Origin of the sequence: Streptomyces sp. sk2.1, from assembly GCF_008120935.1 — a bacterium.
Classification (GTDB): domain Bacteria; phylum Actinomycetota; class Actinomycetes; order Streptomycetales; family Streptomycetaceae; genus Streptomyces.
The window spans coordinates 12,061-33,671 of the sequence record NZ_RDBO01000012.1 but is presented as its reverse complement, the minus strand read 5'-3'; the positions used below and the strand labels follow the sequence as shown (position 1 = coordinate 33,671).

Below are 21,611 nucleotides of genomic sequence, written 5' to 3'. Positions count from 1 at the left end.
CCCTCCATGTGCCCTGCTCGGCGCCGGGCTCCGTCACCACAGGGAAAAGGCGTGCCTCTCGCAGGATCGGCCGGGGCTCGAACTGCTCGTGAGCGGCTCTTTCATCGGCCGGTTGGAGGTTGGCCGGAGACCGGTTGGAGGCCGGTACCCGCGGGATCCAGGAGGGAGGACGGACCGGGCCCGCCGGCCGACGCAACAGGGGCGGCGCCGGTCCATCAGTCCCATGTGCCGGCACCGACCGGCCACGAGCCGCGGGCGGACGGTCCGGGCCGCGGCATCAGGCATCAGGCATCAGGCATCAGGCATCAGGCATCAGGCATCAGCAGTCAGCGGCATTAGCAGTCATCGGGCAACCGATTGCTCCGCATGATCACTGCCCACTCGATCGAGTGGACGTTCCGGCCCGTATATGTGGTTCGGGCATGAAACCTCTTCGCCGAACGCGATCATTCGGCCGTGATTCCAACACTCCGGACAACACGCCGCCCCAAGTCACTGCTCCCGGCCGGGCTCGCCGCACTCGCCACGCTCTCCCTCCTCCCGGCGCTCCCGGCCGCCGCCGCCCCGGCGGAGGACCCCGCGCCGCGGCCCGCCGCGCAGACCGCGCACCGCCCGGTGACCCCGGCCGAGCGCAGGACCTCCGCGTACCTCGACTCGCTCCGGAACAGGCCGGAGCGGCAGAAGGAGTTCTTCGCCGCCCTGCCCAAGGGGGGTGACCTGCACAACCACCTGTCGGGTGCCGTCACGACGGAGTACCTGATCGAGCTCGCGGCCGAGCAGGGGCTGTGCATCGACGCGACGATGAAGGCCGTCGCGCCGCCGTGCGGACCCGGCAAGCGGCCCGCCTCGGACGCACGGACCGATGCCGCGTTCCGGCAGCAGATCGTCCGGGCCTGGTCCATGCAGGACTTCCCGCCGGGCGAGTCCGGACACGACCACTTCTTCGACACGTTCGACAAGTTCGGCATGGCGACCTGGTACACCCGCGGCAAGATGCTCGCGAACGTGGCCGACACCGTCGTCAAGAACAACCAGTTCTACCTGGAGACGCTGGTCACGCCGGCGTCGGAAAGTGCGAACGCACTCGCCGCACAGGTGGGTTACGACCCCGACCTGGCGGCCCTCCACCGCAAGCTCGTGGCCGACGGGAAGCTCGACCGGGTGGTGGAGGAGGCCATCCAGGAGGCCGACGACACGGACGCGCAGTTCCGGGAAGCCTCGCACTGCGACACCCCCCGCCCCGCCCCGGGCTGCCGCCTGCCCGTCAAGTGGATCTCCCAGGTGTCCCGGGGCAGCACCCCGGCCCGGGTGTTCACGCAGATGGCGGTCGGCATGCGGCTGGCCGAGCGCGACCCGCGCTTCGTCGCGGTCAACCTCGTCCAGCCCGAGGACTGGCAGAGCTCGCTGGACAACTACAGCCTCCAGATGCGGATGCTGAAGTACCTGCGCGGCCAGTACCCGGACTCCCACCTCACCCTGCACGCCGGTGAGCTGGCGCCCGGCCTCGTCAAGCCGGAGGACCTGACCTTCCACATCCGCGAGGCCGTCCTCGTCGCCGGGGCCGAACGCATCGGGCACGGCGTGGACCTGGTCCACGAGGACAACTGGCGGCAGCTCGCGCGGACTATGGCGCGGCGCGACATCGCGGTCGAGGTGCCGTTCAGCAGCAACAAGCAGATCCTCGGCATCTCGGGTGACGACCACCCGTTCAACGCCTACCGCAGCTACGGCGTCCCGGTGGTCCTGGCCACCGACGACCCGGGGGTCTCGCGGATCGACATCAGCCATGAGTACCGGTACGCGGCCCGGACGTACGACCTGGCCTACACCGAGCTGAAGGACCTGGCCCGCGCCTCCCTGGAGTACGCGTTCAACGACGGCCGCAGCCTGTGGACCGCCGACCGCGCCCGGTCCGACTACCGCCCGGTCCCCGTCTGCCAGGGCAGCCGCCCCGGCGACAACCGCCCGAGCCCGCGTTGCGCCCACTACCTCGCGGAGAACCCGAAGGCGGCGGCCGAGTGGCGCCAGGAGGTGGCCTTCGCCGCCTTCGAGCGCAACCACCGCTGAGCGGGGCGAAACCCATCGGAGTCACGGGGCGGCACGGCACTGAGCCGGGCCGCCCCTTCCCGTTTCCCGTTGCACCGGGTCCGCTTGAGCCCCGACCGCCCGCCCGGCCAACCGGTCAACCGTCCGCCCGCCCGACCGGTCAACCGTCCGTCACGCCGTACCGCCCTTGTCCTTGCCCCTTTCCCTGTCCCTTTCCCCGTCCTCGGGCGCGGGCGCGGGCGCGGACCAGAGGTGGTCGAGCGTGCCGAGCACGAGTCGGCAGACGTCGTCCGGATCGGCACCGGCGAGCGGCTCGCGGGCGACGACCGTCCGCATCAGGCCGATGCCGAGCAGCCAGGCCATGGCGAGGTCCGCGCGCAGGGCGCCGTCCTCGGTACCGGACAGCCCGGCCAGGGCGCTCTGGTACTCCTCGCCCAGCTCCCGCAGGGTTCCGGCCGCCTCGTCGCCCCGGCCCACGGAACGCAGGTAGACCTCCAGGGAACGGTCCTCCGCACCGCCCGCGCTGCGGGTCAGTATCGAGCGCAGGGCCGTCTCGAAGAGCTCCTCGGACGGGGTCGCGCGCAACTGTTCGAGCCCTCCCCGCGCGACGACTTCCGTGAGCAAACCCTGTTTCGAGCCGAAGTAACGGAAGAGCAGGGCCTGGTTCACCCCGGCGCGCTCGGCGATGCCCCGTACCGTCGTCGCTTCGTAGCCCCGCTCCGCGAACAGATCCCGGGCGGCTTCCAGCAGCCGCCGCCGAGTGGCCGCGGAATCCCGGCGACGCTCTCCGGACGGCGGTGCGGGGGCGGGCGTCATGGCGGATTTCCTCTCGAACGGTCCGTCAGGATAACGGCCGTAAAGCGTCGTTGACTGCCCGGAAGGATCGCTTCTACGTTTGTAAGCAGCTGCTTACATAGCCGTTCGCACGACCATCCGCACGACTGCTTGCACGGCTGTTCACACAGCCGCCTGCACGCCTGTTCATCCACGGGAGGCCCGCAGTGACCACAGCAGATGCCACACCCCTCGCCTACCCCTTCAACACCGCCGAAGGACTCGGGCTCGCCGAGGAGTACGAGCGCGTACGCGACCGGCGGGGACTGTTACGGGTCCAGATGCCGTACGGCGAACCGGCCTGGCTCGTCACCCGCTACGCCGACGCCCGGCTCGTCCTCGGCGACCAGCGCTTCAGCCGGGCCCTCGCCGCCTCGCACGACGAGCCCCGGCAGTCCGAGGGCCGGCGCGACGGCGGCATCCTCGGCATGGACCCGCCGGACCACACCCGGCTGCGCTCCCTGGTCGCCAAGGCGTTCACGGTCCGGCAGGTCGAGAAGCTGCGCCCCCAGGTGCGGGAGCTGACCGCGAGTCTCCTCGACGACATGGAGGCGGCCGGGCAGCCGGCGGACCTGGTGGACCTGTTCGCGCTGCCGCTGCCGGTGGCCGTGATCTGCCGGATGCTGGGCGTGCCCGCCGAGGACCGGCCGCTCTTCCGCAAGTGGAGCGACGACGCGCTCTCGACCAGTTCCCTCACGGCGGAGGAGTTCGAGGCCAGCCGCGACGAACTGCGCGCCTACATGGCCGGGTTGATCGAGCAGCACCGCCGCGCGCCGCAGGACGACCTGATGACGGCCCTGATCGAGGCCCGCGACGGCGGCGACCGGCTCTCCGAGCTCGAACTCGTCGACCTGTGCGTCGGCATCCTGGTGGCGGGGCACGAGACCACCGCCTCCCAGATCCCCAACTTCGTGCTCACCCTGCTCGACCACCCGGAGCAGCTGGCCCGGCTCAGGGCCGAACCCGGACTCGTCCCGAACGCGGTGGAGGAGCTGCTGCGCTTCGTACCGCTGGGCAGCGGTGCGGGTCAGCCCCGTTACGCCGTCGAGGACGTCGAGGTGGGCGGGACCCTCGTCCGGGCGGGCACCCCGGTCCTGGTCGCAGTCGGCGCGGCCAACCGCGACGCGCTGCGGTTCACGGCCCCGGGCGTGCTCGACATCGCCCGCGAGGGCAACCAGCACCTCGGCTTCGGCCACGGCGTCCACCACTGCCTGGGCGCCCCGCTGGCCCGGCTGGAACTCCAGGAGGCACTGTCCGCGCTCATCACCCGCTTCCCCGGCCTGCACGTGGCCGCCGACGTGACGTGGAAGTCCGAGATGCTGGTGCGCGGGCCGCGCGTCATGCCGATCGGGTGGTGAGACGGCGATGAGCTGGAACGTACGCGTCGACCGGGAGCTGTGCCAGGGATCGGGCATGTGCGCGGGAACCGTCCCCGAGGTGTTCGCCCTGGACGGCGAGCGCGCACGGGCACGGGCCGACGGGATCCAGCCGGACGAACGGGTCCTGGACGCCTCCGACATCTGCCCGGCCCTGGCGATCACCGTGCACGACGGCGCCACCGTCATCGGCCCCCGCCGCGACTGAGGCCCCCGCGTCGCCGCTCCCCCGCCGCGACTGAGCCGCCACCGGACGTGCCGGAACGGAACCGGGCTCCCCCTCTCCCCTTCCGGCACGTCCGTCGCACCGGCCAATACCTCCACAGATCACCCCAAGCCAAGAATTAGCCGATATCGCACAATCCGTGCTTCCATGACGGCACCGGACGATCATTTGCGGCCACAGGAAGGCCCGCACGTTCCGGCATGGAGCACCGATTGATTGCCATAGCGGCGGCCCTCGCGGAGATCGCGCTGATCCTGACGCACCGCAGGCGCACACCGTCCGCCCCCGCCAGGGCCACGGACTGGTCCTACATGGCCGCCGGGCTGGGAGCGTGCGCGGCGGGATGGCTCGTCATCGGCCGGCCCGGCATCACCTGGGGCGACCTGTCCCTGACGCTCATGTTCGGGGTGATCCTCGCCTCCGAGGCCGGGCACGCGGCCCGGAGCCTTTCCGGACGGGCCCGGGCGGGCTGGGCGACGGTCTGCGCCGGCGGGATGGCTTCGGCGACCTGGCTGCTGCCCGACCCGCTGCCCTTCACCTGACACCCCTCGATCGCCCCCCGGAGCTCAAGCCCCGGAGTCCGAGCGCCCTTTCAGAGGAATGGGTGGACGGGTACATACCCACCCACACCGCGACCCACTCGGACCGCGTGACGCCAGCGCCCCGACCCCGCCCTCGCGCCACAACTGGTGCCACTGATAAGCCGACTTCAGACTCACCCGCAGACGCCGTGCCACTTCCGGCGGCTTGACCTCCTGCTCGAACAGCTCGGCCGCCTGCATCCGCACCGACTCCCGACGCACCCGTCCCGCAACGGTCAGCCCGCCCCCATCCGAATACCTCACACACCATCGAATACAGCCACCACACCAAGCCCATCAGGGACTTCGGGAAAGTTCACCCTGACGAGCCGAAGTCAGTAAAGGGCCAGGTGAAGTGGTTCAACGAGTCGAGGGGGTTCGGATTCATCACGCCTGTAGACGGCAGCGAGGACGTCGTCGTGCACTTCAGTGCAATCCAGGGCAACGGCTCCAAGACCCTCGTCGCGGGCCAGAACGTTGAGTTCGAGATCCAGGACGGTCGGAAGGGCCCGGCCGCAGCCAACGTCGTCCCGATCTAGGAACGTCGGGCGGCCGGCGCCTGTGGCGCTGGCCGCCCGACGCGTCAGGATGGTTCGCGTTCGACGAACTGGGCCTTTAGATCGGCGATCCGCTTGTCGGCGAAGCGGACGTTGTTCGGTGGCTGGCAAGTCCCTCTCGCGCGTCGGCGGGGCCGCGCGCCGGTGCCCGTGCCCCGTAGGGACAGTGCGGCATTGCCCGTCCTGCGATCCTGCGATCACGCCGGTGTAGGCCGTTGGCGCGCACGCGCACCGGCCCGCGCACCGGCCGCCGCCGGTGCGCGCATGGTGGGCATTACGAGATGCCGGGGAGCGCCCCCGGGCCGGTGCGGGCGGATCGCTGTCAGGCGTGGCCGCAGGAGCGTGTCAGGCATGGCTCAGCGGCACAGGGCCCTGTTCACGACGTGGTCGACACGCTTCCTGGCCGCCTCGTCGGACAACTGCATGGTCACTGCGACGTTGGCGGCGCGGCCGTCGTCGGTGGCGCCTCCCCTGGTCTCGTATCCCGGGAAGCTGCCGCCATGGCCCCAGTAGAGGCCGCCGCACGGCAGTGGTTTGCTCACGAGCCCCAGTCCGTAGCGTGCGCCGGGGCCGAAAGTGGCGTCGGCGGGTTGGGTTCCGGTGCGCATCTGGGTGAGCTGGGCTTCCTGGAGGAGGTCGCCGGACAGGAGCGCGGTGAAGAAACGGCTGAGATCGGAGTCGGTGGAGACCAACTGACCTGCGGCCCACCCCCAGGAGGGGTCGATCTCCGTGACATCGACCAACGGCGCGTCGGCCGAAACCCGGTAGTAGCCCTTGGGATGGGCCTCACGGATGGTGGCGTCGCCCGGGGCCGGGAAGTAGGTGTGGTGCAGACCGATGCGCTTGATGATGCGCCGGTCCATCTCACTGGCGAGAGTGTGGCGGGTGACCTTCTCGACGATCAGCCCGGCCAGCACGTAGTTCGTGTTGCTGTACTTCCAGCCCTCCCCGGGGTCGAAGTCGGCCTTGTGCTGGAGAGCGATGCCGAGAAGCTCGCGGGGGGCGAAGTACCGGACGTCGTCGCCGAGGTAGTTGCTGTAATTGGGGAGTCCGCTGGTGTGCTGGAGGAGCTGACGAACAGTGATGCGGCGTCCGTCGATGCCCTCCCCGCGTACCAGCCCCGGCAGATAGGCGTCGACCGGTGCGTCGAGGCGGATCTTCCCTTCGCCGACCAGTTGCAGCACGACCACCGCGGTGAACGTCTTGGTGTTGCTGCCGATCCGCACCTGCCCGTCCCTGGGCACCTTCGAGCCGGTGGCCAGATCACCGACTCCTGCGGTGTACGTACCGGTATGCCCCGCACGGTCCGTGACGCTCGCCAGCGCGGCGGGCAGGCCATCGGAGTGCAGCAGCGCGTTCAGGCCCTGCTGGACGGTGTCCGGCCCGGGGGCGGCGGACGCCGCGGGCGATGCCAGTACACCCACCGTCAAGACGCCCACGACCATTGCGGCCGCGGCTCCGCGCCGGCGGCCCCGCCGCTGCCCGGAAGAACGAACCCTCTGCCATGCCTGCTCGCGCACGAGCCAACTCCTCTGCAAACAATGGGAAACAGCGGTATGTGCCGGAACCAGTATTTCCGGATGCGAACGCCCCGGACGATCCCGCTACCCGGCGGGCTCCAGGTAGGGCTACCCCCCGGGACCGGCGCCGCCGAGCACGCGGCGCTCTGACCCCGCTGGTCGGGGCCCGGGTCCTGCGCGCCACTCTTCACCCGGGCCGTTCATCTGCCGTGCGTCGCTTCCCGGTACTCAGCCGTCAGTGCGTCGGCGATGGGCTGGTGCTGCGGCTTCCCTGAGGAATCCGCAATCGGCGATCCCGGACGCGCCGCGCCCTATCCGGCCGGCGTCGCGCACCTCGGCCCGTACACCCGGCACACCCACGCGGTGGACGGCATCCAGATGGACTCACGAGGTCCCGGACCGGGGCCGGCCGACAGGCTCGCGTCGCCGGCCGGCGCGGTCGCTGCGTCTTGGAAGCGGGCGCTGCCATCACCGCGTCCGCACGTCACTCGGCGCGGCACGGGATCGGCGGCCCCTGCTCGTCACGCGCCCGCAGCGTCATCGCCGCGGATTCCCGCGTCGGCGCCGGGCATTCCGAGGGCGATCGGGCGCCAGGCAGGCAGCCCACGAGACCTCCACTGCCCCGGAGTTGTCGGCCGTCTGCCGGGCCAGGCCCGGCTATGGGAACTCGGGGAGTTACCCGGTCTCGCGGCGGGCCGCACGGGAGTTCCGGTAGGCCCTGCCGATGACCCGGCACTTCTCGGCACCACCCTGTGCAAGCGGTGAGCGCACCGGTCGGCCCGGCTATGCGGTGTTTGCGTCGCCGGGCGGGTTGCCGGTTGCAGTGCGGGCGGTGACCAGGCCCGATTCGTAGGCCGCGATGACCGCCTGGGCGCGGTCACGGACGTCGAGCTTGCCGAAGATGCTGGTGATGTAGTTCTTGACCGTGGAGACGCTGATGTGCAGGTCGTGGGCGATCTCGGTGTTGTCGAGACCGGTGGCCATCAGACGCCACACCTCGACCTCCCGGGGTGTGAGTTCGCCCAGGTCGGTGGGGAGTGGCCGCGACGCGCCGTGAGGGGCCCGTACGTAGGTGGAGATGAGCCGGGTGAGCAGGCGTGGCGCGACGACGGCCTCGCCTGCGTGGACGGTGCGGATCGCCGTGCTCAGGTCCTCCGGCGAGCTGTCCTTGGGCAGGAACCCGCAGGCTCCGGCGCGCAGGGCGCCCACGACGTACTCGTCCATGTCGAAGGTGCTGAGGGCCAGGACCCGGCAGCCGGGCACGGTGGCGGCGAGTTCCCCGGTCGCGCCGACACCGTCGAGGACGGGCATCCGGATGTCCATCACGACGACGTCGGGGCGCAGCCGGCGGGCGAGGGCGACGGCCTGGGCGCCGTTCTCGGCCTCTCCCACGACCTCGAAGGACGGGTCGGGGGAGAGGATCAGCGACAGGCCGCGCCGGACCAGCGGCTGGTCGTCCGCGATCAGCACTCTGATCCTCGGTGTGTTCGGCCGGGTCCCGGTCATCGGTGTGCCCCCTCGTGCTGGATGGCTGCTTCGGCCGCCTCGTCCGTGGTCAGCGGCAGGTCGGCGACCACCGCGAACCCGCCGTCGGCCTGCGGGCCGACGGCGAGGGTGCCGCCGTGCAGGGCGACGCGCTCGCGCATGCCGATCAGGCCGTAACCGCCCGATCCCACCGACGACGCCCCCTCTTGCGGCGGTGTGCTCCCGCCGTCGTCCCGCACTTCGACAGTGACCCGATCCTGGCGATACGTCAGCCGTACGGACGCGTGGGCGGGCCCCGCGTACTTGCGGGCGTTGGTGAGGGCTTCCTGGGTGATCCTGAACACCGTGAGGCCGACGGTCGGCGGCAGTGGGTGCTGCGGCCCGTGGACGCTGAACTCGGTCGGCAGTCCGGCAAGGCGGGATTCGGCGACCAGACGGTCAAGGTCGTCGATGCCCGGCTGGGGTTGCGACGGCGCGGACTCCGGTTCGTCACCTGCCCGCAGCACATCGAGGAGCTGGCGCATCTCGCGCAGGGCGAGCCGCCCGGAGGATTCCAGGGTGACCAGGGCGTCCCGGACCACCTCCGGTCGGGCGAGGTTGGCCCGGGCTCCGCCGGCCATCAGCTGCATGGTGGTGATGTGGTGGGCCACGATGTCGTGCAGCTCCCGTGCGATGCGGCGGCGTTCGTCGGCCACCGCACGGTCGGCGAGAAGTCTGCGGTTCGCCGCCACCTCCCGCTGCCAGCGATTGACCGCCATGGCGGTGCCGACGACGATCAGGGTGGAGAGGGGCGTGACAGCGGCGTCCTGCCAGGACGGAATCCGGCCGTGGCTCTGGCTCAGCAACGTCAGCGACACCGTCGCGACGGCCGCGACCGCCGTCGCCCGGCCGGTGCAGGCCCTGGCGACCGAGTACAGGGCGACCAGCAGGACGGCGCCGAAGTGTCTGGGCAGCGGCGCGGTCAGAGTGGCTGTCGTATCGAGTGCCAGTACGGCAGCGAGCGCCACCAGCGGGTGACTGCGCCGGACGAGCAGCGGCAGGGCTGCCAGCGCGACGAGGAGGAACCCGGCCACGCTCACGGCGTATCGGCCGCCGGGGTCGTCGAAGAACACGTAACTGAGCAGGTTCATCGCGCAGGCCCCGCCGGTCACGAGCGCGTCGTTGCGTGACCACGGCGGCCCGGCGCTGTCGATGTGCAGCGGCTCCCGGGCATCGCCGGGCCCGATATGTCGGCGCCTGCGCATGTCTGTTCTCCCTGTGTACGGCCTTCTGGCCCCCGGTACAGGGTTTCACAGCAACCGCAGTGGCAGCACCGTCGGCGGCAGCTCGCGGCCCGCGACCAGGATGGGGACCAGGACCTGGGTCCTGGTCTCTGGCCGGGGCAGGACCCAGGGCCCCGGCCTGGATCATCCGCTGCCACGACGCTTTCCGGCCTCTTGGGGTGATGGTCTGGATACCGGCCGGGAGCCCCTGGCAGACGTCCGCATGCAAGTCCGTCCGCCGGAGGACATCGTGATCCGCGCCCTGACCGGATATTCCACCAGACACCCGTGGAAGGTCATTGCCCTCTGGGCGGTGCTGGGTGTCGTGCTGAGCGCCCTGGCCCCGAAACTGATCGGCCGCGTCACCCAGAACCAGACCGGGGATTTCCTGCCCAAGAGCTACGACTCGGCCGCCGCCCTGGAGATCGCCGAGGAACAGTTCGGGGTGAACCCCGACGCCACCACCGTGACGATGCTGGTCGCCCGGTCCGACGGCAAGGCTCTCGGCGCCGCCGACCAGAAGCGGGTCGAGGCCGAGGCTGCGAAGCTGGCGCAGCGCCGGGTGATCATGCCCAGGCAGGACGACAGACCGAAATTCCTGGTCCCGGACCGCTCCCAGACACCCCGGATCGCCCCGGCGGCGGTGGCACCCGACCGGAGTTTCGAACTGCTCTCCGTCGAGCTGATCGGGAACCGTACGGACAAGGGGCTCCAGGGCGTCTACCGGGCCTTCCGGGACACTGCCCGGACGCAGTTCTCCGAGGCGGGGATGCGCACCGGCTTCACCGGAAGTCTCGCCGACACCGTCGACACCACCGATTCCCACGAGACCGCCGCGAAGGTCGGGAGCACCCTCCTCATGGGGCTCATCCTGCTGATCAACGTGCTGGTGTTCCGCAGCGTGCTGGCGGCCCTGCTGCCGCTGGTCGCAGTCGCCATGATCATCGGCGTGGCAGGGGGAGCCGTCGCGGGTGCCGCGATACTCACCGGGCGCAAGCTCGACGCGGGCACCCCTGATCTGATCAGCGTGGTCCTGCTCGGCATCGGCATCGACTACCTGCTGTTCCTGCTGTTCCGCTTCCGCGAGCAACTGCGCGCCAGGCCGGAGCAGTCCGCCCGCGAGGCGGCCCGGCAGGTCTCAGGACGGGTGGGCACCGCGATCACCTCGGCGGCGCTGACCATCGTGGCCGCGTTCGCCACGCTGGGCGTGGCGACCTTCGGCCAGTTCCGCTCGCTGGGCCCCGCCATCGCCGTCGCGGTCCTGGTGATGCTGCTCGGCAGCCTCACCCTGCTGCCGGCACTGCTCGCGGCCGCCGGACGCAAGATGTTCTGGCCCTCCAAGGCCCTTGGCCACGAGCCCAACGAGGGCCGCGCCGCCCGCTTCGGGGCTCTGGTCGCACGACGACCGCTGACGATGACGTTCGCCTCCGTCGCCCTGCTTGCCGCGCTGGCCGCCGGACTGATCGGGATCCGCATGGACTACGGCCAGGGCAACACCGCTGCCAAGACCCCTGCGGCGGCCACCGCGACCGAGATATCCCGTGCGCTGCCGGCCGGAGTGTCGGACCCGACGAGCGTCTTCGTCACCGCCACTGACGGCGGCACCCTCACCGCAAGCCGGCTCGACGGCCTCTCCCGCGCTCTCACCCAGGTCAAGGGCGTGGGCCAGGTCGCACGGACCGTCCTGAACAAGGACCACCGCGCCGCCCGGATCGACCTCTACCCGACCGTAGACCCGCAGAGCCAGCAGGCCCGCGACCTGGCCTCCGGACCCGTGCGGGCAGCGGCCGCCCAGCACACACCCGCCGGAACGACGGCACACGTGGGCGGAACAGCGGCGATCTACGCCGACATCTCCACCGCCGTCGACCACGACCTGAAGACCGTGTTCCCGGTCGCGGCCGCACTCATCGCGCTCATCCTCCTGCTCCTCCTGCGCAGCCTGCTCGCACCGGTGATCCTGATGCTCTCCGTCGGGCTCGGCTTCGCCGCCACCCTCGGCGCCGCCACCCTGCTCTTCCAGCACGGCCTCGGCAAGCCGGGCGTCAACTTCTCCCTCCCGCTCGTGCTGTTTCTGTTCGTCGTGGCACTGGGCACCGACTACAACATCCTGATCAGCGACCGGATCCGGGAGGAAATGCAGCAACCGGGCCCGGCCCGCGCCGCCGTGACCCGCGCGCTGCAGCACACGACACCGGCCATCGCGACCGCAGGCCTGGTCCTTGCCGGCTCCTTCGCCACCCTCGCCACGACCCCGGGCAACGAGCAGATCGCCTTCGCGATGACGCTCGGCATCCTGCTCTCCGCGCTTGTCCTCTCGCTGGTGCTGGTTCCCGCCCTTTCCGCACTCCTCGGACGGAGCATCTGGTGGCCGGTCCGCCCACGGCCCACCAAGGGAGGCCACCCGCAGCACCGTGCGAACGCACCTGCCCCGGAACCCGACCGAGTCATGATGGCGGACTGACCGAACGGCTCAGGTGACCCGTGAGCACCTCACCTGTCAGGCGTGGCCTCGCATGGTTGAGCGTGCGCACCCGTGACAGCCACCAGATGTTTCAAGAGCCGTCAGAAACACCCTAGAAGCCCACTGGAAGTCTTGAAAATGCGCGCGGCCTCTGCCCGATCGGCATGTAGAGGCGAAGCGGTTGAGCCATGCAGTCGAAACAAGACCTTCGTCGGACTTCCAGGTCCACGGCGACGAGGTGCCTGGTATCGAGCCGAAGCCGGCTTCCGCGCCGCCCTGGACACCGCGTTCCGCGCCACCGACCCACCAACCCAAGGAAACCCGTGACCATCCTCAGCCCCACCGCGCGGCGCGCCTCCGTCGCGAGTCTCAGCCTTGCCGCCTGTTTCATCACTTCCCCCGCCCTGGTCTCGGCTTCTGAGGCCCCTGCCAAGAACGGCACCGGAGCCGGGCTCGACCAGTACTACCGGCAATACCTCGGCTGGGGCAGCTGCGTCACGGGCCCCGTCGACACGACGGGCCGCGATCTGGACAAGGCCGGTGTGCAGTGCGCGGACGTCACGGTGCCGCTCGACTACTCCCACCCCGCAGGGCGCACGATCACCCTCGCGATATCCCGGCTCAAGGCCACTGACACCCACCACCGCATCGGATCGATCCTGCTGAACAACGGCGGGCCAGGCGGACCTTCAGTCCAGTCGCCGCCGGATGTCCGCAAGGCGATGAAGGACGTCGGCGCGCGCTACGACATCGTCGGCTTCGACCCACGCTTCGTCGGCCGCAGCACCCCACTGGACTGCGGCTGGCCCGTCGGCACGTCCTGGTTCTCGGCCGGTACCAGCCGGGCGGGCTTCGACCGCCAGGTCGCCCTGCAGAAGAGCCTTGCCAAGAAGTGCCGCACCCATGACGCCTCCGTGCTGCCGTACATCAGCACCCGCAATACGGCCCGTGACATGGACGTCGTCCGTGGCGCGCTCGGCGAGCGGAAGATCTCCTACCTCGGCTACTCGTACGGCACCTACCTGGGCACGGTTTACACCCAGATGTTCCCCGGCCGCTACGACCGCGTCGTGCTCGACGGCGCGGTCGCCCCCGCCGACTACGGCCCCCGCCTGACGAAGGGCACCGAGCGCGCGAGCGAGAAAGCGCTGTCCGCCTGGGCCGCGTGGGCGGCGGACCGCGACGCCGAATACGGCCTCGGCCGCACCCGCGCCCAAGTGCTCACCACCGTCGACCGCGTCCTCAAGGCGTCCGCCAGCGGCCCGCTGACCGTCGGCACCGGCCCGGACACCTTCCGGATCGACGACACCCAGGTGCCCGTCCTCCTCTACTCCAGCATCGGGGACGACACCGACCCGACCCGGGCGTTCCTCGCCGAGCAGCTGGCCGCGCTGAGCAAGGCCGCACGGGGCACGGCGCCGACGCCGCTCTCGCCGGAGTTCGCCGCGACGCTCCGGTACCTACTGCACAGCGCGGCCGAACCGTCGGGAGTCCAGGCCGCGGTCCTCTGCGGGGACGTGGCCGCCCCGCGCGACCCCGAGGTCTACTGGCGCGACATCGAACGCAGCCGGACCGCGCACCCGGTGTTCGGACCCATGACCAACAACATCGGCCCCTGCGCCTTCTGGGACCGCCCCCACGAGGAACCCACCCAGGTCCGCCGCGACGCCCCGGCACTGATCGTGGCCGCCACCGGCGACCCCCGCACCACCTACAAGAGCAGCATGACCCTGCACGAGCAACTGCCCAGCTCCAAGCTGCTCACCCTCAACGGCGCCAACCGGCACGCCCTCTTCGGCCGCTACGGCAACGCCTGCGTGGACGCCGAGGTCAACAGGTACCTGGCTACCGGCAAACTGCCGGCGAAGAATCAGACTTGCGTCAAACGCGCCGGTGAGGCGTCTTCGTCGGACTTGATGACGACGAAGGCGCTGTCCGCGCCGATGGGGGCGTCGATCAGCATCAACACCGCGGCGATCACTGGTGTAGCCGCCGCGCTGATCGTCGCCGGTGGCGGCACCGCTGTCGCAGTACGCCGCCGCAAGACCCGCCGCGCCGCCTGAGCTTGACGTTTATCCTCGCCTGTCACCCAACCTGCTGATCTGCGGTTCTTTCCGGTAAACGGCCGTGAGTTGCATCTGCTGCGAGAACTCGCCCTCCTGAGTGAGGAGGCTTGTGAGCAGGTACGTTCCGACGGATTACTGATCCGACGGCCGGTTGAACGTCCATTCCCCTGCGCTGTGACGGGCGGCGTGACCTGCCCGTACATCGCTCGTTCTCATCTAATGAACGATTCGTTCGCTCTATTCGCGGCGCGTTGGGGAGGGATGGTGGTGGGCGGTTCTTCCTGGAACGTGCCTGGTGCGGCACCGTCGCTGTTCGTGGTCGGCGGTGCGCCGCTACTGCACCCGGAAGCGCAGGCCTTTGAGGCCATGCTCTCCGGCTGGCGTGATCAGCAACTTTCTCGGAATCTCGCCAAGAGCACGATCGAGGATCGCTTGGCGGCGGTACGCCGCTTCCAGCGGTTCACCAACGAATGGCCCTGGACCTGGCGGCCGCAGGACGTCGAGGACTTCACCGCCCACCTGCGCAGCGACGGCCAAGCTCGGGCCCTGTCCACGATCCGCAGCTACCAGGGCCACGTGCGATTGTTCCTGGAGTACGCAGCCGACCCGCGATATCAGTGGACAGCCGTCAGCGAGCGGCTGTTCGGCACCCACCCCGCGCAGGTGTTTTTCGAGTGGAACACCGCTGTCCACGCTGCCGACTACGAGGGACGACCCGGACGCCGCGCCCTGACCAAAGCGGAACTCCAGCAGTTCTTCGACTACGCCGACGATCAGGTGGCCGCCGCCCGAGCCTCGGGCCGCAAGGGCTGGCTGACCGCCATGCGCGACGCGGCGGCCCTGAAGGCCACCTATGCCTGGGGATTGCGCCGTCGCGAAGTGATCAAATTGGAGCTGGCCGACTTCGGCCGCAACCCGCACGCCCCCGAGTTCGGCGACCTGGGTGTCGTCTACGTCCGCTGGGGCAAGGCGTCCAAGGGCTCTGCCCCCAAGCGCCGCAGCGTCCTGACCGTCTTTCCCTGGTCGGTGAAGGTCATACAGCAGTGGCTCGACGGCTATCGGGAGCTGTTCGAAACTGCCGCGGACAGCACCGCCTTGTGGCCGAGTGAGCGCTCTCAGCAGCTGGACATGGGCGCCCTGAGTGATCGCTTCGCCGCCTACCGGGACGCGCTCGGCCTGCCCGCCGAGCTCAGCCTGCACTGCCTACGGCACTCCTACGTGACGCACCTGATCGAGGCAGGCTACGACCCGTTGTTCGTCCAGCAGCAGGTCGGGCACTCCTACGCCTCCACGACCTCGCTCTACACATCGGTGTCCTCCGACTTCCGCACCTGCACCCTGCGCCGGGTACTCGACGGGACGATCGGCAGGGCGCTGGGCGCCACCGGCAAGGAGGGCATCTGATGGTCCGGCGGCTGAGCTACCACTGGCACCTGCGGCGCATCATGGCCGCTCACAACATCTGGAAGACAACCGAGCTGATCCCGCTCCTACGCGACCGCGGTATCAACCTGTCCACCGCCCAGGTCTACCGTCTGGTCACCGACCAGCCCGAGCGGCTGTCGCTGCCAGTGCTCGCCGCGCTCTGCGACATCCTCGACTGCTCGCCCGGGGACCTGATCGAGCCCTATGTCGAGGCGGACCGGCGCAAGCGCACGGCTGACGAGGCGACGGTGATCGACCTCAAGACGGACTTGCGACCCGAGCGGGCCCGGATCCTGGAGGACTGACAGTGCCCCGCCCGCGCAAGTACACCTCGGATCCTGGCCGTTGGCCCGCCTGCGTCCGCTGCGGTGACGGTTACCCCAAGCCGACCCGCTGGCCAGAGGGCCTCGTCTGCCGCTACTGCGTCCGAGCCGCACGCACCCGGCAGGGCACCTGCGCGCACTGCGGCCACCAGGGCATCCTCCCGGGCGTCGCCCCGGACAGCCGGTTCCTCTGCGCCCAGTGCAGCGACGTCCCTCTGGACGTCCACTGCAAACGCTGCGGCGACGAAACCATGACCACCGACCAGGCAATCTGCTGGCGCTGCCTGCTCGCCGTCAGGGTCAGCACCCTCCTCGCGGGCCCGGACGGTGCCATACCCGAGCCCTTGCAGCCCTTGGCCCAGGCCATCATCAACATGCCCCGCCCTAACACCGGATGCACCTGGATCAATCAGAACCCACGCGTCCGCGAACTGCTGCGCGGCCTGGCCGACGGCACCATTGCCCTCAGCCACGAGGCCCTGGACGGCCTGCCGGCGTCACGGACGGTCGAGTACCTGCGGGGCCTGCTCGTCACCCACGGCTGCCTGCCACCACGCGACGAGCACCTCGCATCGTTCGACCGCTGGCTCACCCCCAAGCTCGACGCGATCAAAGACCCTGACCAGCGCCGCCTCATCGAACGCTACAGCCGCTGGCACCTGAAGCGGCGACTACGGGACCAGGCCCGCACCGCACCAGTGACCGTCGGCGCCTTCCTCCGAGCAAAGCAGCACCTCACCGTCGCCACCCAGTTCTTGCACTGGCTCGGAAACCGAGGCCGCCGGTTGGACGAGTGCACCCAACACGACATCGACGCATGGTTCAGCAACGGCACCACCACCCGCCAGCACGCCAACAGCTTTCTCTACTGGGCCATCCGGCAGCGTCTCGTCCGCAACATCACCCTCCCCCTGCCGACAAGCCGCACCAGCCCCCTGGCCAGCGAAGACGAGCACTTGAACACCCTGCGGGCGCTCCTGCTCCACGACACCCTGCCCGCCGCCCACCGGGCCATCGGCCTGATGCTCGTCCTCTTCGGCCAGCCCCTCTCCCGGATCGTCCAGCTCCGCACCGATCAACTACGCGACGGTGCTGAGGGGCTCCAAGTCAGCTTCGGTTCCAACTGGTTGAACGTGCCAGAACCGGCGGCAGCCGTGATCCGCGTTCACCTGACGGCCCGACCGGGGCTCAACACAGCTGCGAACCCCTCCTCCCAGCTGCTGTTCCCCGGCTTCATGCCGGGCCGCCCGATGCACGTCTACGCCGTCGCGAACATCCTCCGCGCGATCGGCATCCGGCCCCTGGCCGCCCGGTCGCGCGCCTGGCTGCAGATGGTCCGGGAGGCCCCGCCCTCCGTCCTTGCGAGCGCCCTGGGCATCAGCGCCGCTACGGCGATGCGCTACGCGGAACGAGCCGGCACCGACTACCTCGCCTACGCGTCGATCGCGAAGCGGTAGACCGTGGACTGCCTGACCTGGAAGCCGAGACGCTCATACAGGCGGTTCGCCGCAGCACGATCCGGTCGGGAGGTGAGATCTACCGTCCGGGCACCTGCTTCCCGGGCAAGCCGCAGGGCCTCCTGGGTGAGAAGGCCCGCGACTCCCTGACCACGCGCCGCGCTGTCAACGACCACGTCTTCGACGCGGGCTCGCAAGCCGGACGGCAAGGGCAACAGCACCAGTGTCAGGGTGCCGATGATCGATTCAGGAGTACGGGCAACGAGCACGGTGTTGGCATCACAAGTCACCATCCGGTCGAGCGCTTCGTAGTCGAGGGGCTTGGCGGTCGAAGACAACTGCGGAAGCAACCTGCCGAAAGCATCGACGAGCTCCTGACTCGCCGACCGGATGATCTCTACACGGATGTCCATGCCAGGAGCCTATCCGCCGACCGACACTGCACAGTCACTCCAGCAGGACGGGCCGCTCCCGACCACTCACTCCCGACGAATAGCCGTCCTTACCACCAAGACGCAACACTCCGCCCGGCGCGGTCGGCCACGCCTGACTACTTGGGCGGCGAAGGGAGACCAAGGACGGTCCGGTACACGACCACGTTCTCGCCATCCCGGTTACTCATGTCGTCCCCCTGGATGGTGAAGAAGTTGTCTCCGGACTCCACGACCAGTTGATGCAAGCCGATCAGCTTGATCTCGCCGAGGTAGAGCCGGTGCTCGTCGCTGCGCTCGGAGATGAAGGTCACCGACTGGCCGACACGCAGCGGTCCGGTCAGAAAGTCCACAGAAGGGGAAGGGGAGTTCGTCATGAATCAACGGCCGCACACCCCCGCGCGCTGCCGAGACGCATGTGAGCTTATCGGGAATCAAGGCAGTCGGCGTTTGACTTGCCGGTTCATCAACTCGTTTATATAGACATAGATTAGACACTAGACAGACCTGCCCCCGTTGCTACGGTGGTCTCGTTACAACAACATCTGTCCACGTTAGTTGCAAGGAGGGGAACTATGGCAAGCGCCCGTCCATCCAAGCCTTGGCGTCTCGTCATCCCGTCGCCCGAGGGACCAGTCTGCAAGCCGCACCGCTCTGAGGGTGCTGCCCGCGATGCGGTCGACGCGGAGAAGACGACCACCACCGCAGACCGGATCGTCGTGGAGAAGTGGCAGGACGGTCGCTGGGACGAGTGGCTCCGGTGGGTCCGCAGCCACGGCACCTGGCGCGCAGAGTAGAGGAGACCGACATGCGCATCACCGTCACCGTCGAGAACCCCACTGGGGAGTTCCAGGAGAAGCTGCTCGGCCTGCTGGCCGAGCACGCCACTCAGGTCGAGGTCGACACCACCTGGACCACGGAACGCGCCTTGCAGTACTACCGGACGCTACCTCCCCGAGCGCAGGACATCGTCTTGGGCGCAGTCGCTGGCGACGGATTCGTCAGCGATGCCGACCTCCGCACCGACGGCAGCAGCCTGCGCGGCCACAGCGGCGCCCTGAAGCGCATCCTGGAGCGCGGTGTACGCGAGGGTTGGTGGCCGGACGGAATGCAGGCCCCAATTCAGCCGCAAGGCCCCGGCTTTGGGAAGGTCAAGGGCTACCGGATGCCAGGCGACCTCGTAGGGACCTTCTTCACCGCCATCGACCGCTACAACAAGCAGAAGTGAGGACCACGACCATGCTTGCCACCCCTGAGCGCGTACCCGGATATGGGCGCGAGCCTGACCGGACGATCTGGCACAAGCCCGGAGACGGGCACCGCTGCACCGGCGACTGCGACTTCCACTCCATTGCATGCAGTAAGGAAGAGGGGATCGTCGCACCCGCCCCAAAGCGGGACGTGCCGATGCGCCTCGACCTGCCTGACGAGTCCTGGTGCCCCGCTTGCGTCGACCTGATCCGGGCCAAGAAGTAGCCGCACAGCACGGTGCCCCCGACCAGGTTCAGTGGCCGGGGGCACCTGCGTGTCAGCCTACCGGCGGCCTCACCTGCGCGTACGTCCGCACCCTCACTCCCGGTTCGCCCGGTTCCCGCCACACCTCCGACGGACCCGATGTCGCCCACCGCTCACCCAGCTCCGCGACCGCGACCAGAGCCGTCTCCTCGTCGCCGGCCGCCACCTCCACGACGACCAGGCCCGGCTCGGACACATGCACCGCATTGAAAGACCTCATGCCCGTACCGAGACGAGCAGATGGACGCCCGGTTCCTGACCAGCGGGTTGTTCACCAGGACGGGGTGAAGTGGCGTGAGAGGGTGACCCCAGCGGAGTGCTTGGCGGTCGAGTAGGAACTGCGCGCGTTCGCGAGTCCCGATTGTCGGAGCGGGCTGCCCCCACGCGTAGCGTGCAGGTCAGTGCCTGACTTCCCACCACAGGATGATCACTGTCACGGCACCGCTGCCCAACTTGTAGGCGACGCCCCGCAGGAACTCACCCGGCACGTCCCGCCAGAGGGCTCGGGTGATCTGCTTCCTGAAGAGGTGGTCACTCGCGAAGGGTTGGAGGCGCTTGTTCGTCTGCTGGTGCCCCGAGCGATGCGGGTTACTCTTCTTCAACGGAGTTCCTCTCGTGCTTTTCGGCGTGCTGGAACACTGCGCAAGGAGCCCGCCCCAACCTCGTGGCCTAGGAAACCCGTTGGGGAAACCGGGCTCCTTTGCGCGTTTCGAGGAGGATATAGCGGGGTGGTGGACAGAACGCGTGCTGCCGACAGGATGGCAAGGCGGCCCCAAGCCCCATGTGAGGCGTAGTCATCTCAGGCGAGGTGCCGTTAGCCACCGTCAGTTGCGCCCTCTGAGCAGGCACCTCTCCGAAGGCCCGGTAGTCCCTGGACCAGTGGCCATGCCGCCAAATCTGCGACGACCAAGCACATCTTCGTCACCGACGGGGTCGGCGGTCGAGTAGGAACCGTGCAGGCAGTTCAGCCCTGGGTGTCACATCGGTTGACACCCAGGGCTGAACTGGCCTTCTCTCCTTGCTCGCCCGGCGTGAACAGATAGACACCGAGGGAAGGGTGCATGGGGGGCTGACCGAGATACGCGTCAAAGGGGCAACGGGATGATCTTGAGGCCCTGAGTATCTGGCCCGTCACCCGTTCGGATCGGTGTCGTTGGTGGTGATGTTGAGCGTCGTCTGGGGCCTGGGGTTGACCTGGACTGTCTCACTCAGCCTTGCCCCTGGCCTACGAGCCGGCGTGCGTTTGCGTCATCGTTCCCAGCGTGCGTGATGGCGCAATTGCCCCGATGATGAAGTAAAGGGAAGGGCACGGTGCAGGAAGGCAGTGCTGGCGCGTCCCGTTCGCATGCCGACCAGCCCAGTTGTCGATGCTGGGGATTTCCCGACGTTGCCCGCTGTTCACCGTACGAATGAGTGAGTGGTCGCGATGAATGCGTCTCCTTTTAAGCTCCGAACAGTCGAATACGGGTGGTTCCTGATGTCCGCGCCTCAGGAGGAGAAGTTCCTCTGGCACTTCGTGAATGATGCGCGTACGCAGCCGGAGAAGTATCCACCTCACGGCAATACGGCAGGCGCTGCCATGGGTGCGTGCAGAGGCTACTTCCATTTCTCGCGAACGTTGACGCTTCTGGCACGTGGCCATAATGCGTTTCTCAAGGATCAGGACAAGGGCTGGCTCAGCGCGGATTCAAATATGCATCGCAGTAGTACCGATCTCTCAGTCCCATTGACTTGGGACAATGAGCCCTTTTCAACCTGGGCGTCTGGTTGCGGAGTTGGGCTGACAGACAGGTGAAGCCCCTGGTAGATGGGTTTTCGACCAAGAAATCCGTCTCCACCAGAGGCTTCGCATGCTTGTCTACCCGTCGGGCGTCGACGTGTCCAGTTCTGCCCTGCGCTTCCTGTCCGCTCGTCTGCGGCAGCATCGTCGCGCGATCGGCTCCCGCTGGAGGCGTCTGAATCCTGGCCGCCAGGCCCTGCTCGCGCTCGCCCACCTGCGGATGGGGCACACATATGCCCAGCTCGCGGCCGGGTTCGGGCGGG

21 protein-coding genes are annotated in these 21,611 nt (G+C 69.0%); 12 read left to right on the top strand and 9 right to left on the bottom strand.

Features of this window, described 5'->3' with window-relative positions:
- Positions 1 to 456: 456 nt before the first annotated feature.
- Positions 457 to 2,067 carry an adenosine deaminase gene (locus EAO76_RS01930; RefSeq protein WP_148832647.1) on the top strand — a complete coding sequence of 537 codons (1,611 nt, stop codon included), beginning with the start codon at positions 457 to 459 and terminating at the stop codon, positions 2,065 to 2,067.
- A gap of 150 nt (positions 2,068 to 2,217) precedes the next feature.
- Here the strand turns inward: EAO76_RS01930 and EAO76_RS01925 are convergent, their stop codons facing one another.
- A complete protein-coding gene (locus EAO76_RS01925; RefSeq protein WP_148832645.1) occupies positions 2,218 to 2,862 on the bottom strand; it encodes a TetR/AcrR family transcriptional regulator in 645 nt (214 codons plus the stop codon).
- A gap of 185 nt (positions 2,863 to 3,047) precedes the next feature.
- Between EAO76_RS01925 and EAO76_RS01920 the strand changes: the two genes are divergently transcribed.
- The 3 genes from EAO76_RS01920 (at position 3,048) to EAO76_RS01910 (ending at position 5,024) form a co-directional block, all read left to right on the top strand.
- A complete protein-coding gene (locus tag EAO76_RS01920; RefSeq protein WP_148832643.1) occupies positions 3,048 to 4,238 on the top strand; it encodes a cytochrome P450 in 1,191 nt (396 codons plus the stop codon).
- 7 nt (positions 4,239 to 4,245) lie between these two features.
- Positions 4,246 to 4,464 carry a ferredoxin gene (locus EAO76_RS01915; protein ID WP_148832641.1) on the top strand — a complete coding sequence of 73 codons (219 nt, stop codon included), beginning with the start codon at positions 4,246 to 4,248 and terminating at the stop codon, positions 4,462 to 4,464.
- A 230-nt stretch (positions 4,465 to 4,694) separates the two neighbouring features.
- Positions 4,695 to 5,024 (top strand): hypothetical protein, encoded by a 330-nt coding sequence (locus tag EAO76_RS01910; protein ID WP_148832639.1) that lies wholly within the window; start codon positions 4,695 to 4,697, stop codon positions 5,022 to 5,024.
- Positions 5,025 to 5,048: 24 nt separating this feature from the next.
- Here EAO76_RS01910 and EAO76_RS45310 read toward each other — a convergent pair whose 3' ends face one another.
- The gene (locus tag EAO76_RS45310; RefSeq protein WP_262375230.1) at positions 5,049 to 5,270 is read right to left on the bottom strand and encodes a helix-turn-helix domain-containing protein; all 222 of its coding nucleotides are present in this window, start codon (positions 5,268 to 5,270) and stop codon (positions 5,049 to 5,051) included.
- An 89-nt stretch (positions 5,271 to 5,359) separates the two neighbouring features.
- Here EAO76_RS45310 and EAO76_RS01900 point away from each other — a divergent pair, with 89 nt between their 5' ends.
- Positions 5,360 to 5,602 carry a cold shock domain-containing protein gene (locus EAO76_RS01900; RefSeq protein WP_148832638.1) on the top strand — a complete coding sequence of 81 codons (243 nt, stop codon included), beginning with the start codon at positions 5,360 to 5,362 and terminating at the stop codon, positions 5,600 to 5,602.
- Positions 5,603 to 5,976: 374 nt separating this feature from the next.
- On the opposite strand, the gene EAO76_RS01895 is transcribed toward EAO76_RS01900, so the two are convergent.
- The 3 genes from EAO76_RS01895 to EAO76_RS01885 form a co-directional block, all read right to left on the bottom strand.
- A complete protein-coding gene (locus EAO76_RS01895) occupies positions 5,977 to 7,140 on the bottom strand; it encodes a serine hydrolase domain-containing protein (protein WP_376449825.1) in 1,164 nt (387 codons plus the stop codon).
- Between the two features lie 783 nt (positions 7,141 to 7,923).
- Positions 7,924 to 8,646 (bottom strand): response regulator transcription factor, encoded by a 723-nt coding sequence (locus EAO76_RS01890; protein ID WP_148832634.1) that lies wholly within the window; start codon positions 8,644 to 8,646, stop codon positions 7,924 to 7,926.
- Positions 8,643 to 9,869, bottom strand: coding sequence for a sensor histidine kinase (locus EAO76_RS01885; protein ID WP_148832632.1), 1,227 nt, complete (start codon positions 9,867 to 9,869; stop codon positions 8,643 to 8,645). Before EAO76_RS01885 ends, EAO76_RS01890 begins: the two co-directional genes overlap by 4 nt.
- A 268-nt stretch (positions 9,870 to 10,137) precedes the next feature.
- Between EAO76_RS01885 and EAO76_RS01880 the strand changes: the two genes are divergently transcribed.
- The 5 genes from EAO76_RS01880 (at position 10,138) to EAO76_RS01860 (ending at position 17,622) form a co-directional block, all read left to right on the top strand.
- Positions 10,138 to 12,351: an MMPL family transporter gene (locus EAO76_RS01880; RefSeq protein WP_148832630.1), complete on the top strand. Its 2,214-nt coding sequence runs from the start codon at positions 10,138 to 10,140 to the stop codon at positions 12,349 to 12,351.
- A gap of 323 nt (positions 12,352 to 12,674) precedes the next feature.
- Positions 12,675 to 14,414 (top strand): alpha/beta hydrolase, encoded by a 1,740-nt coding sequence (locus EAO76_RS01875; RefSeq protein ID WP_148832628.1) that lies wholly within the window; start codon positions 12,675 to 12,677, stop codon positions 14,412 to 14,414.
- Between the two features lie 222 nt (positions 14,415 to 14,636).
- Positions 14,637 to 15,821: a site-specific integrase gene (locus tag EAO76_RS01870; protein ID WP_262375229.1), complete on the top strand. Its 1,185-nt coding sequence runs from the start codon at positions 14,637 to 14,639 to the stop codon at positions 15,819 to 15,821.
- A complete protein-coding gene (locus tag EAO76_RS01865) occupies positions 15,821 to 16,147 on the top strand; it encodes a helix-turn-helix transcriptional regulator (protein WP_148832627.1) in 327 nt (108 codons plus the stop codon). The genes EAO76_RS01870 and EAO76_RS01865 overlap by 1 nt, the downstream gene beginning before the upstream one ends.
- A 269-nt stretch (positions 16,148 to 16,416) precedes the next feature.
- Positions 16,417 to 17,622: a hypothetical protein gene (locus tag EAO76_RS01860; RefSeq protein ID WP_187438428.1), complete on the top strand. Its 1,206-nt coding sequence runs from the start codon at positions 16,417 to 16,419 to the stop codon at positions 17,620 to 17,622.
- Here the strand turns inward: EAO76_RS01860 and EAO76_RS01855 are convergent.
- Both EAO76_RS01855 and EAO76_RS01850 read right to left on the bottom strand, forming a co-directional pair.
- Positions 17,598 to 18,035: a GNAT family N-acetyltransferase gene (locus EAO76_RS01855; RefSeq protein ID WP_148832623.1), complete on the bottom strand. Its 438-nt coding sequence runs from the start codon at positions 18,033 to 18,035 to the stop codon at positions 17,598 to 17,600. The genes EAO76_RS01860 and EAO76_RS01855 overlap by 25 nt on opposite strands.
- A 137-nt stretch (positions 18,036 to 18,172) precedes the next feature.
- Positions 18,173 to 18,406, bottom strand: a complete 234-nt coding sequence (locus EAO76_RS01850) for a hypothetical protein (protein WP_187438427.1) — start codon at positions 18,404 to 18,406, stop codon at positions 18,173 to 18,175.
- A gap of 455 nt (positions 18,407 to 18,861) precedes the next feature.
- Here EAO76_RS01850 and EAO76_RS01845 point away from each other — a divergent pair, with 455 nt between their 5' ends.
- Positions 18,862 to 19,281: a hypothetical protein gene (locus EAO76_RS01845; protein WP_148832619.1), complete on the top strand. Its 420-nt coding sequence runs from the start codon at positions 18,862 to 18,864 to the stop codon at positions 19,279 to 19,281.
- A gap of 300 nt (positions 19,282 to 19,581) precedes the next feature.
- Here EAO76_RS01845 and EAO76_RS01840 read toward each other — a convergent pair whose 3' ends face one another.
- The gene (locus EAO76_RS01840; RefSeq protein WP_148832617.1) at positions 19,582 to 19,788 is read right to left on the bottom strand and encodes a DUF6207 family protein; all 207 of its coding nucleotides are present in this window, start codon (positions 19,786 to 19,788) and stop codon (positions 19,582 to 19,584) included.
- A 178-nt stretch (positions 19,789 to 19,966) separates the two neighbouring features.
- On the bottom strand, positions 19,967 to 20,170 hold the full coding sequence (locus EAO76_RS01835) for a hypothetical protein (protein WP_148832614.1): 204 nt from the start codon (positions 20,168 to 20,170) through the stop codon (positions 19,967 to 19,969).
- A 1,248-nt stretch (positions 20,171 to 21,418) separates the two neighbouring features.
- On the opposite strand from EAO76_RS01835, the gene EAO76_RS01830 reads away from it, so the two are divergent.
- Positions 21,419 to 21,611 (top strand): transposase family protein (locus EAO76_RS01830; protein ID WP_148832669.1); only part of this gene is annotated, 193 nt, incomplete at its 3' end.